This window comes from Lentzea sp. NPDC054927, from assembly GCF_053610285.1.
Genome location: NZ_JBSGXZ010000002.1, coordinates 76,484 through 92,478 on the forward strand (window position 1 = coordinate 76,484; position 15,995 = coordinate 92,478).

9 protein-coding genes are annotated in these 15,995 nt (G+C 67.9%); 2 read left to right on the forward strand and 7 right to left on the reverse strand.

All coding sequences use genetic code 11. From position 1 onward, the window contains the following. Positions 1-4 precede the first annotated feature (4 nt). Positions 5-1,006 (forward strand): GDSL-type esterase/lipase family protein, encoded by a 1,002-nt coding sequence (locus ACWGE0_RS03935; RefSeq protein WP_452259394.1) that lies wholly within the window; start codon positions 5-7, stop codon positions 1,004-1,006. A gap of 174 nt (positions 1,007-1,180) precedes the next feature. Next, positions 1,181-2,143, forward strand: a complete 963-nt coding sequence (locus tag ACWGE0_RS03940; RefSeq protein ID WP_452259395.1) for an acetylxylan esterase — start codon at positions 1,181-1,183, stop codon at positions 2,141-2,143. On the opposite strand, the gene ACWGE0_RS03945 is transcribed toward ACWGE0_RS03940, so the two are convergent. The 7 genes from ACWGE0_RS03945 to ACWGE0_RS03975 form a co-directional block, all read right to left on the reverse strand. Beyond that, positions 2,140-3,294, reverse strand: a complete 1,155-nt coding sequence (locus ACWGE0_RS03945; RefSeq protein ID WP_452259396.1) for a right-handed parallel beta-helix repeat-containing protein — start codon at positions 3,292-3,294, stop codon at positions 2,140-2,142. The two genes, ACWGE0_RS03940 and ACWGE0_RS03945, sit on opposite strands and share 4 nt — an antisense overlap. 226 nt (positions 3,295-3,520) lie before the next feature. Then, a complete protein-coding gene (locus ACWGE0_RS03950; RefSeq protein ID WP_452259397.1) occupies positions 3,521-5,284 on the reverse strand; it encodes a rhamnogalacturonan lyase in 1,764 nt (587 codons plus the stop codon). A 6-nt stretch (positions 5,285-5,290) separates the two neighbouring features. Next, on the reverse strand, positions 5,291-5,983 hold the full coding sequence (locus tag ACWGE0_RS03955; RefSeq protein ID WP_452259398.1) for a glycoside hydrolase family 12 protein: 693 nt from the start codon (positions 5,981-5,983) through the stop codon (positions 5,291-5,293). A gap of 138 nt (positions 5,984-6,121) precedes the next feature. Beyond that, entirely contained in the window at positions 6,122-8,797 is a 2,676-nt protein-coding gene (locus ACWGE0_RS03960; protein ID WP_452259399.1) for a cellulose binding domain-containing protein, read from the reverse strand. Positions 8,798-8,912: 115 nt separating this feature from the next. After that, the gene (locus ACWGE0_RS03965) at positions 8,913-11,774 is read right to left on the reverse strand and encodes a glycoside hydrolase (protein ID WP_452259400.1); all 2,862 of its coding nucleotides are present in this window, start codon (positions 11,772-11,774) and stop codon (positions 8,913-8,915) included. Positions 11,775-11,793: 19 nt separating this feature from the next. After that, positions 11,794-14,601 carry a discoidin domain-containing protein gene (locus ACWGE0_RS03970; protein ID WP_452259401.1) on the reverse strand — a complete coding sequence of 936 codons (2,808 nt, stop codon included), beginning with the start codon at positions 14,599-14,601 and terminating at the stop codon, positions 11,794-11,796. After that, positions 14,580-15,986, reverse strand: a complete 1,407-nt coding sequence (locus tag ACWGE0_RS03975) for a glycoside hydrolase family 43 protein (protein WP_452259402.1) — start codon at positions 15,984-15,986, stop codon at positions 14,580-14,582. Before ACWGE0_RS03975 ends, ACWGE0_RS03970 begins: the two co-directional genes overlap by 22 nt. Between the last annotated feature and the right edge of the window lie 9 nt (positions 15,987-15,995).

A 15,995-nucleotide genomic window follows, 5' to 3' on the forward strand; every position in this document is an offset into this window, starting at 1 on the left:
CCGGATGAAACTCCTGCTGGCAGCAGCTGTCCTGGTCAGCACGGTGGTCGCCACTCCGGCGGCGTCCGCCGCCGTCACGAGCTCGCCCACCGACCCGAACGTCAAGTACTTCGGCCGGTGGAACACGAGCTCGTCGAGCGCCTACGTCTCCGAGTGGGCGGGCGCCTACCTCGTCGTCGGCTTCACCGGCCGGACGGTGAAGCTCAAGCAGCGCAACGCGATCGACTTCTTCGTGAGCATCGACGGCGGCCCCGACGTGTCCTACGTGAACCGGACCGGCACGGTGAACCTCACCCCGACGCCACTGGCGGCAGGCAACCACACCCTGCGCGTCTCCTACCGCCCGATCGCGGGCTCGTACAAGGGCGACGCGGTGTACCAGGGCATCGAGATCGACACCGGCGCACGCACGTTCGCCCCCACCGTCCCCTCGAAGATCATAGAGTTCGTCGGTGACTCGATCACCGTCGGCCAGCAGTCGTCGAAACAGGCCCTGACCGCGTACGGCTGGCTGACCGGGGAAAAGCTCAAGGCCGGCCACACGCAGATCGCGGTGGGCGGCTCGTGCCTGCATCCGGCGGCGGACGGATGCCTGAGCATGCGGGAGGGCTTCCTGCGCACCGGCCTCGCGCTGACCGCACCCGCGTGGAACTTCAGCCGGTACAGGGCGAACGCCGTCGTGATCAACCTCGGCACGAACGACGTCGGGCACAGCGTCACCAAGGAGCAGTTCAACTCCTCCTACGTCACGCTGCTGCGGCGGGCGCGGGAGAAGTACCCGACGGCCGCGATCTTCGCCCTGGGCACGTTCCGCAAGCGGTACATTCCCGAGACGCAGGCGGCGGTGAAGACGCTGACCGACGGCGGCGACCGCAACGTGTACTTCGTCGACACGCTGGGCTGGATCAACGAGGCCACCGACACGACGGACAACGTGCACCCCAACGACCAGGGGCACCGCAAGATCGCCGACCGGCTCGCACCGATCGTCGCCGCCAAACTCTAGTGCCGCGACCGGCAACCTTCGCCGCGTCTTCAACGCTCAGCGGGGCGCCTCGCGGCACCGGCCCCACGCCCACAGCCAACCAGGATGAGGCCGCGGGGCCGGCACCACGATGCACCCGTCTGACCGCCGAAGACGGGGCAAAGGCAGCCAGTCGCGGCACTAGGGAGGAAGCAAGTGCCCGTCGTCGACCTCTCCGAGGAAGAACTGCTCCGGCACCGCGTCACCACGCCGGAACCCGCCGACCTCGACGCGTGGTGGGCCGGCCAGCTCGCCAGGACGGCGGCCGAGGCGAAGCCCGCCGTGCTGACGCCGCACGAACCCGAGCTCTACCGGCCGTTGTCCGTGTACGACGTCGAGTTCTCCGGCGCGCACGGCCATCCCGTGCGCGGCTGGTACCTGCGCCCGCCGGGCGACGGCCCGCTGCCGGTGGTGGTCACGTACATCGGCTACGGCGGCGGCCGCGGTATGCCCGCGCAGCACACGTTGCTGCCGAGCCTGGGTTTCGCGACGTTCGTGATGGACAGCCGGGGCCAGGGCGGCCGGTGGTCGGTGGGCGCCACGGCCGACGCGGGTGCGGGCACCGGCCCCGAGCACCCCGGCGTGATGACCAAGGGCATCGGAAGTCCCGAGGACTACTACTTCACCCGGCTGTACCTCGACGCGGCACGGGCCGTGGACGTCGCGGCCGAGCTGCCCGGCGCCGACCCGGACCGCATCGCCGTCACCGGTGGTAGCCAGGGCGGCGCACTGGCTCTCGCCGCCGCGGCGCTGACCGACAAGGTGAAGGTCTGCCACTCGGACGTGCCGTTCCTGTGCGACCTGCACCGCGCCATCAGGATCGGCGGCACCCCGCCGTACACCGAGATCAGCGATTTCCTCGCCCAGCAGGACGCGCTCGTGCCCGCCGCGATGGAAACGCTTCGCTACGTCGACTGCGCGCTGCTGGCCCGCCGGATCACCGCGCGGTGCCTGTTCAGCGTCGGGCTGATGGACGAGACGTGCCCGCCGTCCACTGTGTACGCCGCGTACCACGAGGTCCGCGCGCCCAAACAGATCACGGTGTCGCCGTTCGGCAAGCACACCACGCCCACCAGCCACATCGAAACGCAACTACGTCACCTGCGGGAGTTCCTCTAAAGCACCACCGGTTTGCCGCCGAGAGTCACCAGCAGCTTGCCGTCGGAGGCGAAGGACCACCCGAGCGCGCCGGCGAAACCAGCACAGCGAGAACCGTTGGTGCCCGTCCAGAACTGGTTCGAGCTGTCGGCGTTGCCGACGGTCTTGTCGTTGGAACCCTTGCTGCTGCGGCACGAAGTGTTGCCGCGGTACACCGTGCTGCCCGCGTCGAACGAGAAGTTGCGCTCGTCGTTGTCGACGCTGAGGTTGCTCGACACGGCCATGGCGCCGGGATTGCGGTTGTAGGTGAAGCCGTGCTTGCCGTTGTCGAATGCGATGGTGCGGCGGACGACGTGCGGCACGGCGATGTCCTCGCCGCCGAGCTTGAAGCCGTTGCGGTCGCCGTTGCCGGCCTGGCCGCCGTTGCTCAGCGTGCCGTTCTTGTACGCCAGGGAGTCCTCGATCGTCACCGGGCCGATCGCGCCGGTGTCCGACTTGGTGTAGAGGTCCCAGCCGTCGTCGATGTTGTTGTGCGACACCGCGTACCGGAACACGTTGCCGGAGCCGACGGTCAGCTTCGCGGCGAACCCGTCGGCGTCCTCGCCGTCGGAGTCGCGGTTGTCGTGGGACTCGGCGCTCAGCACGAGGTTGTTGGCGGGCCACTGGCTCTTCGGGGTGCTGGACAGCATCCGTGAGAGCTGCAGGCCGGTGTCGCGGTTGTAGCGCGTGATGGTGCGTTCCAGGATGTTGTTGCTGCCGCCGACGAAGATGCCGTTGTCACCTGCCCGTTCGACGATGAGACCGTAGACGTGCCAGTACGAGCCGTTCACCGCCAGACCGCGGTTCGCCGGGTCCTCTGCCTGCGCCGAGAAGTTCAGCACCGGCTTCTCGCCCTGGTAGGAGGTCAGCTTCTTGCGGGCGCTCGCCGTGCCGTTGTTGGTCGGCGGGATCGTCACCGTGCCTGCCAGGCCATAGGTGCCGCCCCGCAGGTAGATGGTGCCGCCCGCGGCGATCCTGGTGATCGCCGACGTCAGCGTGGTCGGGTCCGAGATCGTGCCGGTCGCGCTGTCACGGCCGGACGGCGACACGTAGAGCACGGTGTCGGCGGCGGACGCGGGTAACGGCAGCGCCAGGACCACGGCCAACGCCGCGGCGATGGACTTCGCTTTCATCACAGTTCTCCCCGAGTGCGAAAAGAAGGATTTACGGGAGCGCTCCCAGGCAAGCTAACGCACACCCTTTCCGGGCCGCAAGAATTAATGCGGAAGATTCACAACGGTGAAAAGCGTGCAATTCACAGGCATAAAACAGAATAATTGACGTGCGAATGCGGGCAGGCCGAATCCGCGGACGGGCGACCCGTCCGCGGATTCGGTGTTCAGTTGTCGCGCGGGACGATCAGGGTGAGGCGAAGCTCGGGTGCGGCGGCTGGTTGTAGGAGGTGTTCTGCCACGCCACGGCTTCCCGGTACTGCCGGTCCTCCATCAGCGACGGCCGCCGGATGGTCGTCGGCTCGGTCGTGGAGTAGATCCGCAGCGCCCGGCTGTCCGAGGTCCGCCAGACGACCTCCTCGCGCCAGTCGCCGAGGATGTCGGCCTGCAGGGCCGGCGTGGACTTGGTGCCGTTGTTGGACGCCACGCCCGAACCCGTCAGCAGCCGCGTGTCACCGTTGGGGCCGTACTTGTCGATCGTGGTGCCGTTGAGCAGCTCGCGTTGTGCGTCGCCGTCCCACCAGATCACGAAGTTGATCGAGCCCGGCTTCCGCGCGGCGACCTGGCCGCCCGTGGTGGCGCTGCGCAGCCCGCCCACCGAGGCCGACCACGCCTCTGCGCCGGGGTTGCCGGCCCAGATGTCCGCGGCGACCGCACGGCCGTTGTCGCAGCCGCACGACGGCGCGCTCCAGATGATCTGGCCGGTGCGCGCGTCGCCCATCCAGTGCGTGACCTCGTTCGTCCACTCCGACGGTTTGAAGACCTCGAGGCCGGGCCTGGACGGGATGAAATCGCCGACGTGCAGGGCGTCGCCGTGGTGAGTGTTGTTCTGCCACAGGCCACGACCGTTGTCGTCGATGGCCATCGAGCCGTAGATGATCTCGTCGCGGCCGTCGCCGTCCACATCGGCGACCGACAGCTGGTGGTTGCCCTTGCCCTCCCAGGCCGCCCGGTTCGACTGGGACGCCGAGTCGAACGTCCAGCGCTGGGTGAGCTGCCCGCCGCGGAAGTCCCACGCCGAGATCACGCTGCGGGTGTAGTACCCGCGGGCCATCACGATGCTCGGCCGGGAGCCGTCCAGATACGCGGTGCCGGCCAGGAAGCGGTCGACCCGGTTACCGTAGCTGTCACCCCACGACGAGACGTTTCCGCGCGGTGGCAGGTAGTTCTCGGTGTCGAGCACCGCGCCGTCCGTGCCGCGGAACACGGAGAGGAACTCCGGCCCGGTCAGGACGTAACCGTCGCTGTTGCGGTGGTCGGCGTTCGCGTTGCCGATCACCTGCCCGGTGCCCGACCGCGTGCCGTCCGCGGTCTTCACGGCGATCTCGGCGTGGCCGTCACCGTCGTAGTCGAAGACCTGGAACTGCGTGTAGTGCGCACCTGCGCGGATGTTGCGGCCGAGGTCGATGCGCCACAACCGGGTGCCGTTGAGCTTGTACGCGTCCAGGTACACGTTGCCTGTGCGTCCTGCTTGCGAGTTGTCCTTGGCGTCGGCGGGATCCCACTTGAGGACGATCTCGTACTCGCCGTCGCCGTCCAGGTCGCCGACCGACGCGTCGTTCGCCACGTAGCCGGAACCCGGACTCTGGATCGGGACGTCCCTGCTCGTCGCCAGGGTGCCGACGGAACGCGTGGCCGCCGCCGATTCCACGCCTCCGCTCACCTGACGCACCGAGTAGGACGCCGTCGCGGGCGCACCCGCGTCGAGATAGCTCGTCGCCGTCGTCACCGGCGCGCGGTTGACCTTCACGCCGTCGCGGTAGACGTTGAACGCCACATCAGTGGCGTCGGAACCGAGCAGCCGCCACGACACGAAGTTGCCGTCGCCGTGGACCGACCGGATGCTGACGAGCCCGCGATCGGAAGTGACCGCCGGTTCGCCCGCCAGTGCGGGAACGCCGCCCGCGACGAGAATCGCCGCCAGCAGTGCTGACATCGTTGTCCGTCGCATCACCGATCACCCTCCAGACACCGAGTAGCTGTTCGTCGTGAAGTTCTTGCCACCGCTCGACGACGTGATCTCGTAGCCGAACTGGACCTCGCCGACGGTGACGTCACCCCACCAGCCGCGGGTGCGGATCCAGTTCATGACGGCCTTGAGGTCGACCGAGCCGGACGACGTGTTTGACGTCCGCAGGAACGAGAAGACCGCGTTGGCGCCGTTGGAGCCGCGGTAGACGTCCCAGGTGTGGCCGCCGACGGAGAACGTGCCCTGGCGCGACCCGATGGCGCCGACCGGGCCGGTCCTGTTCATCCAGATCATGACTTCGTAGGCGTTGTTGTTGGCCCAGATGTCATAGGTGGTCGCGTAGGCGCCCGAGCCGGGCACGCTGACGTTGAAACTGCTGCGGAGAGAGCCGATCGAGCTGAGCTTCTTGTTCAGCGCCTTGCCCGCGTGCGGATAGGACTTCACCCCGCCGGTGTTGGGGTGGTTCGCCCACACGCCCCAGTTGCTGTAGGAGTTCGCCCAGATCGACTGCGGACCGGCACCGCCGCCCCAGATGTTGTTGCGGACGATGTAGCCGCCGTTGTTCCACGTGCCCCACTTGTCCGAGGACGACCAGGCCGCCGCGGACGCGGCCGGGGAACCCAGCGAGAACGCCATGGTGGCGGCCAATGCCGCCACCACGGCGCGCATGGTCTTGTTCATCGCGCTTGCCCTTCCGTGCATCATCGAACGGAAAAGTGCTCTGCAAAGCCGGAAGCTTCACCGCGACAAACATTAGCGTCGAATAAATCGAACACCGCGTCGGCAATTCTTCGACCTGGATTCGACGCCACCGGACGATCACGGCATCGCGCAAGGCCGATCGTTCAGCGAGAACGCCACCGGTTTCGCGTTGGTGCCCGTCCAGCTCGCGTTGAACCCGAAACCGACGGTGCCGTTCGGTTTGATCTCCTTGTTGTAGCTCTCGTTGGCCACGGTCACGGCGGCGCCGGTCTGGGTGAACTTGCCGTTCCACACCTGGCTGACCACCTGGCCGTTGGCGAACGACCACTTCAGCGTCCATCCGGTGACGGCCGCCGATCCGGTGTTGATGATGTCGACGGCACCGTTGAAGCCGCCCTGCCATTGGCTCGACACGGTGTACTTCACCGCACACCCGGTTCCCGGCGGCGAGCCCGTTGTGGTGGTCGTCGTCGTGGTGGTTGTGGTGGTTGTGGTCGTAGTCGTTGTGGTGGGCGGAGTTCCGGTCATCTCACCGAGCACGATCCCGCGCCCGTTCGTGCCGAGGTAGACGCGGCCGTACACCCTCGGGTCACCGGTGATCGCGTCCTGGATGTTGCCGTACTGGTGCCGGTCGTCGTTGATCCGCACCCAGCTCGCACCCGTGTCGTCGGACCGGAGAACGCCTTTGACGCCACCGACTTCGCCGATCAGGTACAGCGCGGCATAGGCACGTCCCGGTGCCGCCTTGCCGAACCCGATGTTGAGCGAGTTCGCGACACCGGAGACCTTCGCGAAGCTCGCACCGGAGTCCGTGGACCGCCACAACCCGCCCTCGCCCGTGAGCCAGACGTCGCCTTCCTTGCCCGCCACGGCCTTGAAGCGAGCCGACGTGGGCAGCCCGGTCGCGGCCGTCGCGGTGAACGCGGCACCGCCGTTGGTGCTCACGTAGAACTTCCCCGCCGCGAAGCCGTAGAACTTCATCGGGTTCACGCGGTCCGACTCCACGACCGCGCCCGCCGGGATGCCGGTCGACGCCGCCCACGAGTTGCCGAAGCCGGTCGCGTGGTGCACGCCGGTTCCCGTGGGACTCCAGACGAACCTGCTGCCGTCGGCCGCCGCCGCGACGGTGCCGCCACCGGTGACGCCGCCGGGTTCCTGACCCTGGAACCAGTTCGCGCCGCCGTCGGTCGAGAACGCCACCCGGTTGTCGTTGGGCCTGCTGGTCTTGTCGAAGTCACCGGCGCGCACGATCGTCGCGGGGTTCAGTTCGGCGAAGTCCAGACTGCGCGTGGTGGTGAAGTAGGGCTGGGTGAAGGTCCTGGCCGGCACCGCGTCCAGCCGGTCGTGCCGGAACCCGCCGATGTCCCCGAGCGCGCTGATCAACGGCGGTCCGGACGGCGGGCTGATCAGGTCGTTCACCGCGGTCTCCTCGAGCCCGGCCGCCATCGGCCTGATCGTGAGCTGGGTGCCGCGGTCCCACGCGGTGAGGTCCGTGGTGCCGTAGAGCGTGGCGCCGGTGCCGTACATCATCCGGTCGGAGTTGAACGGGTCGATCTCCAGCGACTCGGTCATCCAGCCGAGCTTCGGGGACACCTCGGGCGGCGCGGGGTTCGCTCCGAGGTCGAGCCACGGCGACGCGCTGATGTCCATCTTGTAGCGGAAGCTGCGGTTCGGATAGCTCGTCCAGTCCCAGATCCGCGTCCACGTGGCGCCGTAGTCGGTGCTGCGGAAGAAGGTCACGTCCGGCCACCACGCGATCTGCGTCGCGACCATCAGCGTGCCGGGCTTCTTGCGATCGACGGTCAGGCCGCTGTAGCCGAACGTGTTGTCGGCGCTGCTCGACGGCACGGGGCTGATCTGCGTCCACGCGCCGGTCGCGGTGTTCAGCTTCCAGACGTCGCCCTTGGCCCCGTCGTACGGGCCACCGGTGTCGCTCGTGGCGAGGTAGAGCGTGTCGCCTTCGAGGACTCCCTTGTGCGGCAGGAAACCCGCGGGCTGTCCGGCCACGCGTTCCCACGTCGAGCCGCCGTTCGTGCTGCGGTAGACGTTGTTCTGCTTGTCGGCCACGCCCACGTAGATCGTCTGTGTCGCCGTCGACGCGCTTCCGGTGCGCGGGTCGAACGTCACCCACAGCACGCCCTGGTTGTCGTTGAGATAACCGTTGGGGTCGCTGGGATCCTGGACGTAGTTGCCGGGGTTCGGGAACGCCGTCACCTTGCCCCACGTGGCACCGAAGTCCGTGCTGCGCCACAGGCCGTTGCCGCTGGGCGCGCCGAAGTACAGCACGCTGTTGCGGTTCGGGTCGATCGCGAGCCGCTCCCCCATGCCGCGGCCGGGCATGTTGCCGCCGACCTTGAACGGCAACGTCGTGGTCTGCCAGGTGGTACCGCGGTCGGTCGAACGCAGGATCGCGCCGTTGTTGGGATCCCAGCTGTTGGTGTACATGCCCGCCGCGACGTACACGCGGTTCGGGTCGACGGCGTCGGTGGCGATGCTCGCCACGCCGTTCAGCCCCCAGTTGTCGAGGCCGACGTGGTCGAGCAGCGGGATCCACCTGTTCGTCTGGGGGTTCAACCGATACGCGCCGCCGATGTCGGTGCGCGCGTAGACCAGATTCGGCTCGCGCTGGTTGAAGACGATGCCGGAGACGAACCCGCCGCCGGCTATGTCGACGTTGCCCCACGAGTACGTTTCGGCCGCGGCAGCGGAGTGGTCCGCGCCCGCCGTGTGTGCCACCACGACGAGCGCGGCCGTCGTCACCGCCGCCAGTGCACCCGCGAGAGCTCTCCGCATTGAGAATTCCCTTCTCCGCTATTTTCGCGAGTGTCCGGCGGCGGGCTCTTCAGTTCAATGGCGCGCGTGTTTTCGAATCGATTCGACCGTACTGTCAGGTCGAATTACCCGGAATTCACGGAGTCGGCGCTTTCGCCAGCACCTCGATCTCACCGAGGGTGAGGTACCCGGACGGGCGCGCGGTCAGAACGACCCGCACCGCGGTCGCCGGAGGTGACGGGTTCAGCACGACCTCGGTCCTCAGCGAAGTCACCTCGACCTCGCCGCTCGCGTCGATCCACGCACCGTCCACCGAGCGCACCTGCACCTTGAGGCTCTTGGCGACACCGCCCTCGCCGTCGCGGTAGGAATGCACGGCGACCCGCGTGAGATCACGGATCTTCGGCAAGGTGAACGTGATCGTGTCGGCCGGGTTCTTGGTCCCGGACCTCCAGTTCGACCACGCCTTCTCCTCCGTGACGCCGTTGCGCAGCCGGTCCGCGGAATAGCCGGACTCCGTGTAGGTCGCCGCGACGGCCGCGTCCAGCGCCGCGTTCACCTCGACGGGTTCGGTGACCTGCACGACCGCCGTCGCGGCCACCGTGCTGCCGTCGACGACCTGGGCACGCCCGGTCACCGTCACCGTTCCGACGTGGTCGAACACGCCGGAGTCCCACGTGACGGGGAGTTCGGCCCTGCCGCCGCGCTTGCCGATGCCCGTGACGGTGGAAGGCAACTCAGGCCGCCCGCCGACGTAGGTCTTCGCTCGAGCCGGCAGCGTCGACGCGATCGTGTCGACCGTGACCACGGCGAGCGCGGGCAGCTTCCGCCCGAGCACGTCCGTCGCCGTGCCGTGCACGCGAACGGTCCCAGGCTGCTGCCACCACCAGTCCGGTGGAAGGTCCCAGGCCACCGGTAGCGCACCTCGGGCGCCGTCCGGGTACACCGGCGTCACGGTCTGAGGTAACACGGGCTGCAGCTTGGGAACCGTGAACACGGCGGCGTCGTGGGTGCGCAGCACGGTCTCGTCGACCGGGGTCCAGCGCTGGCTCACGCCTGAGGTCGGGGTCCTGGCCGACACCGTCTCACCGGTCCCGTCGAGCAGCAGGCCGGTGGCGGCGTTCACGAACGTCCAGCCACCGTCACCGGTCGTGGACATGATCCACTGCGCGGCGGTGCCCGTGGCCGGCTGCAACACCATGGAGTCGCCCGAAGCGGCCAGCCGGGTTCCGCTCACCGCGTTCACGATCTCGTACCGCTCGCGGTTTCCGTTGCCCAGGCCCAGTTTCCGCACCGACCACAGCTGACGCGCACTCGACGTGTCGGAGGTGCCCAGCACCGCCTTCGACCAGTCGTCGGACGGCTGCACCGACTTCCCGCCCGCGGCGATCCGGTACACGTGACCTGGCTGGACCAGCGCGGCGTCACCGGACACCCCGGCCACCCCGTCGACCAGGAACGTCGTGACCGACTTCGCCGGGACCGCGAGCGTGGCCGACTTGCCGGTCACCCGCACGGGCTTGCCGCGCACCAGCGCGCCCGCCGCGTTCGTGACCACCGGGGTCACCCTGGCCAGCGGCGAGACGAGTCCGAACCGCGAGAGGTCCAGCGTCACCGAGCGATCGGTGCTGCCGCTATTGACGTGCACGACCGTCGCGTCCACACCGAAGCGCTTCACCGCGGCGACGGTCGCCGGGTCGTCGGTCTTGACGAACCGGTCCCCCGGCCGCACGAAGTGGGTGAAGTTGCGAATCGTGTCGAACTTCGAGTTGGTCCTGATCGGGCAGGACTCCAGCGTGTCCGTTCCCCTGCAGTTGAACGGGATGTGGATGCTGCCCCAGTTCTTGCCCGCGGCCTGCTGCGGGATCGAGTCCTCGATCGGCTGCCAGAACACCCAGGCCGACGGTTCGAGCTCGCGGATGTCCTCCAGCATCCTGGTCGCCATGCCCAGGCCGGGTTCCATGCTCGTGTAGTCGGTGGTGCCGTTGCCCCAGGTGCCCTCGACCTCGCTCATCCAGAGCTTCTCGCCGGCACCCTTCGCGATGTCGCGCACACTGGTGCGCTGGCCCGTGCCGTAGGTGTGCACGTTCAGCTGGTCGATCACGTCCCGCGCCGGGCCGTACCCGTTCCAGTTGCGCACGAACGTCCCGGGGTTCGTTTCGTCCATTGCGGACACTCCGACCCGCGATCGAAGCGCGTCGAGCGCCCGCCGCGTCGCGAGCAGGACCTCCTGCTGGAGCTCAGGTCCGGCGTGCGCACCCTCCTGGCGTCCACCGGTCGGCTGGCCGTCCGGACCGATCTGGGTGCCCCAGTAGTTCGTGTTGGGCTCGTTCAACGGCGCGAGCGTGTCGAACTTGATGCCGTGCGCGCGTTCCAGCTGCTGGGTCACACGCGCCAGGTAGGTGGCGAAGTCGTCGACGCGGTCCCGGCGGATCTGGTCGGTGTTCGCGTCGAAACCGCCCGAGACGTACCCGCTGACGGTCTGGAACCACGGCGGCGAGTTGCTGAACGCCTCCCACTTCGTGATCTTGCGCTTGATCTGGTCGACCCACCAGCGCTGGTTGGCGTCCGCATCGAAGTTCCAGTGCTCGGGGTTGTCCGCGCGCCACCAGTCCACGTCCGTGCGCGTGGTGCCGGGAGGAGCCTTCCAGAAGCCCTCCATGGTCGCGCCCGTCTTCATGTAGTCCTTGCGGACGTCCGGCGCGTTGCCACCACCGATGTTGTACCGCGCGATGTTCAGGCGCAGTCCGTCCTCACCGAACAACAGGTCGACGAGCTTGCGGCGGATGGGCTCGGGGTAGCCGCCGGTGACGTTGGCGAACCACACCAGGCTCGTCCCCCAGCCCTCGAACTCCGGTTGCTGGTAGGACGGGTCGATGCGCACCGTGACCGCGTTCCGCGGTGCGGGTTCCGCAGACGCGGCCGTGGGCACGGTGGCGAAACCCGTGCCCACGGCCGAACACAGCGCAAGCGCTGTCAAACGACGTGCGATTGTCATGTACGTCCTTTGTGCTTGTTCAATACAACTTGATCTCCGTCAGTCCGGTCCGGAAACCGCTGGCGTGAGTCATCTGCACCCGCAGTCGTTGCGTGCTGACCGGGGTGAACTGGGCGAGGTTGTAGTTGGCGCGAGGAGTGGCCGGTGTTCTCACCTGTCCGGCCACGTCGGCCCATCCGCTGCCGTTCCAGTACTGGACCTGGTACGAAGCCGGTGCGCGATAACGGTTGCCCGCGCGATCGTCGCGGAAGTACAGCCGTGCCTCGCTGACCGAACGCTGCTGGCCGAGGTTCAGCTCGAACCAGTCGGTCGCGTTCGGCGAGCCGGAACTGCCCCAGATCGGGTCGTTGATCGGGAACCCGTCCACCGCGGCGCCGACTGACGTGCCGGACGCCGTGTAGGAGGCCGACGGACCCTGAGCCAGGTTCGGCCGGGACGAGGTCAGGTCCACGCCCGCCTTGGCGAAGACGTCCACCACCCGCGCGCTGTTCTGCACGACGTCTCGAGGAGCGCGGACACCGGGAACCGAAGTCTGGTAGGTCACCGAACCGCCAGAAGGCAACGTCACCGAACCGGTCGCCGGGTCGTAGAGCACGCGGGTGAGCCGGTCCACCGTGAACGCGCGGGTTCCGTTGAGATACACCGAATATCCCTGCGGGACACCGTTGTAACGGGTCACGCCGTCGGCCGGGTCGTCCCACACCACGCTCAGATCGGTGTTGCGGTGGCGCAGGTTGTTGACCGCGAAGTGCGACCAGCCGATGTTGATCGGGGACAACTCGATCAGCCCGTCCGTACGCGGCCGCAACCCTCCGACGTCCTCGACGACGGTCCAGTTGCTGCTGCCGAGGATGTTGTGGTGGATCCACGACCGGTACTGGATCGAGTTGCCGTTCCAGTCCGCCCAGAACTCGTTGGCGTCCGGCCATTGCGTGTTGCCGCCGATGTACTGCGCCCAGGTGTTCCAGTACAGCAGCTTCTTGTAGTCCTCCGCGCTCATCCACTGGTTCTGGTAGTTGCGCAGCACTGAGGAGTACAGCCGGAACTGCACGGTCGAGTTGATGGTGGAGAAGTTGTTCGAGCCGGGGTGACCCGCCGCCGCTGCCGCCGCCTTGTCCCGCTGGTTCGCGGTGTAGAACGGGAACACCGGGTACTCGGCCGGGTCACTGAACAGCCGCAACGCCTGCTTGTACTGGTCGGTGTTCGGCATCAGGCCAACCGAGAACGGGTAGTAGTTGTTGATTTCCTTCCACGGCACGTGCGTGTTCGTGGCGACGTGCTTGTGCTCCAGCAGCTGCCGGGACGGGTTCCACAGCGTGTTGATCACCCCGGACCGGATGCGGTCCGCCAGCGTCTGCATCTCGGCAGCTTTCGCGCTGTTGCCGGCCAGTGCGTAGGCCTGTTGTGCGGCAACGGCTCCGCTCCACACGTAGGCCGTCTCCGCACGGTCGAGCCGGCCAGCCCGCCAGTCGAACGACACCGCATCGGCGTCGTTGCCGGTGAGCGCACCCCAGTCGTACTCGATGACACCGTTGTTGTTGGTGTCGTAGAACGACAGCTGTCCCTTGGCGTCGCCTTCCGCGTACCGGGCGAGCAGGGCCGCGATCGCGGGCTGGCCGCCGTGCACCTGGTAGCTGCGCCACGCGGCCTCGGAGATGTACTGGGTGTAGGAGTTCGACCAGTTCTCCGGGTCGCCCGGGTTGTCCATGAACCGGCCGCCCTTGGACGTCTGTCCGGCGGAGAGCCACGGCCCGTAGGAGTAGACGGGGTCGCGCAGGTACTTGAGGTCGTCGATGTGCATCGGCTGGGTGAGCACGATCGCGTTGTTGTAGCCGGTGGCGCCCTCGACCGAGATCGGGAACTGGTAGTCCTGGCCGGGGATGTCGACGTCGAGGTGGTTGAAGCGCATCAACCACCAGCGGTAGTAGACGTTCTTCTTGATCGCCGGATCGGGCACGTCGATGTACGGGATGTTGTCCGCCCACCAACGGTTGTAGGCGCGCACGTGGGTGGCGAACGCCGTCTCGGGCGAGTAGCCGCGGTAGGACTGGTACTCGGTCGACGACTCGGGGATCTCGGTCGTCAGGAAGCCCATCGCGACCTTGGTGGTGACGGTCTGGCCGGCGCCGACGGTGATCGACCGGTCCAGGCCGCCGTTGTTCACCCCGAACCCGTCGCCGGCGAGACGCGGCCGGATCGTGGTGAGGTTGTTCTTCACCGGCCGGCTGCCGGTCAGCTCGTTGCCGCTGGCCGTCGTCGCGTACGGCGAGGTCGCGCGCAGCTGCAGCGTCGCGGGCGAGCCGCCGGTGTTCACGACCGCCAGGTTCGTCACGGCCACGTTGTTGTGCGTGATGAACTTGGTCGTCTCCACCCGGATCGAGCCGCTGGTGAAGACACCCTTGTAGTGGCTGGGTTTCTGCACGCGGCTGTTCACCTGCTCGGTGAACGTGCCCGGTGACACGACGACCGAGTAGGCGTTCTGGCCGCTGAGGTCGTCCCAGTAGGCGGATCTGCCGCCGAACCCGATCACCGCCGGGTTGTGCGTGTACATGAACAACCCGCGCCCGCGGGTCATCAGGAAGTTGCCGGCCGGGTCGTTGCCGGGACGGGCCAGCAGCCGGTCCATCCAGAAGTCGGTGCCGGCGCTCTCGGCGTCGTAGATCGCCCGCATGGTGCTGCCGGTGCTGTACCCCACCGGGGGTGCCGGGATCGACGGTCCGGTGAACGAGGGATAACCGATGGGCTGCGCGGCCGAGGCAGGTGCCGGCCCGCCCGCGATCAGCACCACGGCCAGCGCGGGTGCCGTCAGGCGGCGAATGCTTGCCATTCCAGGACTCCCGTCGAAAGGCCGGTCTTCGCGGTGATGCTCAACCGCAGCCGGGTCGTGGACACGGTGGGGAACGTGCTGGTGTTGAAGGTGTTCGCGGCCGTCCCGCACGAGCCGGGCAGGTCGGCGTACGCGCTGCCGGTCCAGTACTGCACGCGGCACGACGCAGGCAGGTCGATGCCCTGGTTGTCGTCGAACCAGTAGACGGCCGTGCGGTTGATGGATCTAGCGGACGGCCAGGTGTACTCGAGCCACTGCGTGCCCTGCTCTGGCCAGTTGCCGTACACCAGGTTCGACCTGTCCGCCGAACTCGCCGGCGCACCACCGTTGTTGACCGCGGCGATGGTCTCCCACGGCGACACGTACGAGGTGCTGACGGTGGCGTTCGGGGCGATGTTGCCACCAGTGCCGGAACCGGGGTTCGGTGGCGGGCCAGCCACCGTCTGCACGACCCGCTGCATCGTTCCGTCAGCGTTGAAGTGCAACAGATCGACGGCCACGGACCGGCGGAAGTTGCCGCCGCCGGGAGCCTGGGCGTTGTGGTAGACCATGTACCACTGACCGTTGAACTGCGCGACGCCCGCGTGGTTCGTGGTCGACGAGACCTGGCCGAGCACGACGCCGCGATGCGTCCACGGCCCCATCGGGTTCGTGGCGGTGGCGTAGCGCTGGCAGGCGTAACTGGACGACGTGACGCAGCCGTTGGTGTCGTTGGCCGCGTAGATCATGTAGTAGAGGCCGTTGCGTTTGAACATGAACGGCGCTTCCCAGAAGTCCGTCAGGCCCTGCGGGGTCATGACCGGGCCGTCCAGTTCGATCATGTTCGGCTTGAGCTTCGCCGCCCGCGCGCCCCAGTAGCTGCCCCAGTACAGGTAGGCCTGGCCGTCGTCGTCGGTGAAGACCGTCGGGTCGATGTTGAGCCCGGACGAGTTGGGCGTGCTGTCGCTGATCAGCGGCCCGCCCTTGGCGTCGGTGAACGGGCCGAGCGGGCTGTCGCCGACCGCGACGCCGATGTCCATCCACCCGGCGCCGTTGCCGTTGACCGAGGTGTACCAGTAGTACTTGCCGCCCCGCGGTTCGACTTCGCCGGCCCACGCGTCGGCGCCGGCCCAGCGAAACGTTCCGATGTTCGCCTTGGCGCCGTGGTCGGTCCAGGTGGCGGCGTCGGTGGTGGACAGCACCCGCCACTCGCGCATGAGGAAGTTCGACTGACCGGACGCGGCCTCGTCCCGCCCGGCGTAGACGTACATCGTGTTGCCGACGACCAGCGGGGCCGGATCGGCCGTGTAGACCGAGGTGATGATCGGGTTCGCCGCACTCGCGGGCGTTGCCACGACAACGCCCGCCAGCAATGTGATCGCGGCGCCCACCAGGGTGGCGCGCATCGATCCTCC

Coding starts and splice junctions, on each gene's coding strand:
- ACWGE0_RS03935 (WP_452259394.1), top strand. CDS start 5: ATGAAACTCCTGCTGGCAGCAGCTGTCCTGGTCAGCACGGTGGTCGCC.
- ACWGE0_RS03975 (WP_452259402.1), bottom strand. CDS start 15,986: ATGCGCGCCACCCTGGTGGGCGCCGCGATCACATTGCTGGCGGGCGTT.
- ACWGE0_RS03960 (WP_452259399.1), bottom strand. CDS start 8,797: ATGCGGAGAGCTCTCGCGGGTGCACTGGCGGCGGTGACGACGGCCGCG.
- ACWGE0_RS03970 (WP_452259401.1), bottom strand. CDS start 14,601: ATGGCAAGCATTCGCCGCCTGACGGCACCCGCGCTGGCCGTGGTGCTG.
- ACWGE0_RS03965 (WP_452259400.1), bottom strand. CDS start 11,774: ATGACAATCGCACGTCGTTTGACAGCGCTTGCGCTGTGTTCGGCCGTG.
- ACWGE0_RS03945 (WP_452259396.1), bottom strand. CDS start 3,294: ATGAAAGCGAAGTCCATCGCCGCGGCGTTGGCCGTGGTCCTGGCGCTG.
- ACWGE0_RS03950 (WP_452259397.1), bottom strand. CDS start 5,284: ATGCGACGGACAACGATGTCAGCACTGCTGGCGGCGATTCTCGTCGCG.
- ACWGE0_RS03955 (WP_452259398.1), bottom strand. CDS start 5,983: ATGAACAAGACCATGCGCGCCGTGGTGGCGGCATTGGCCGCCACCATG.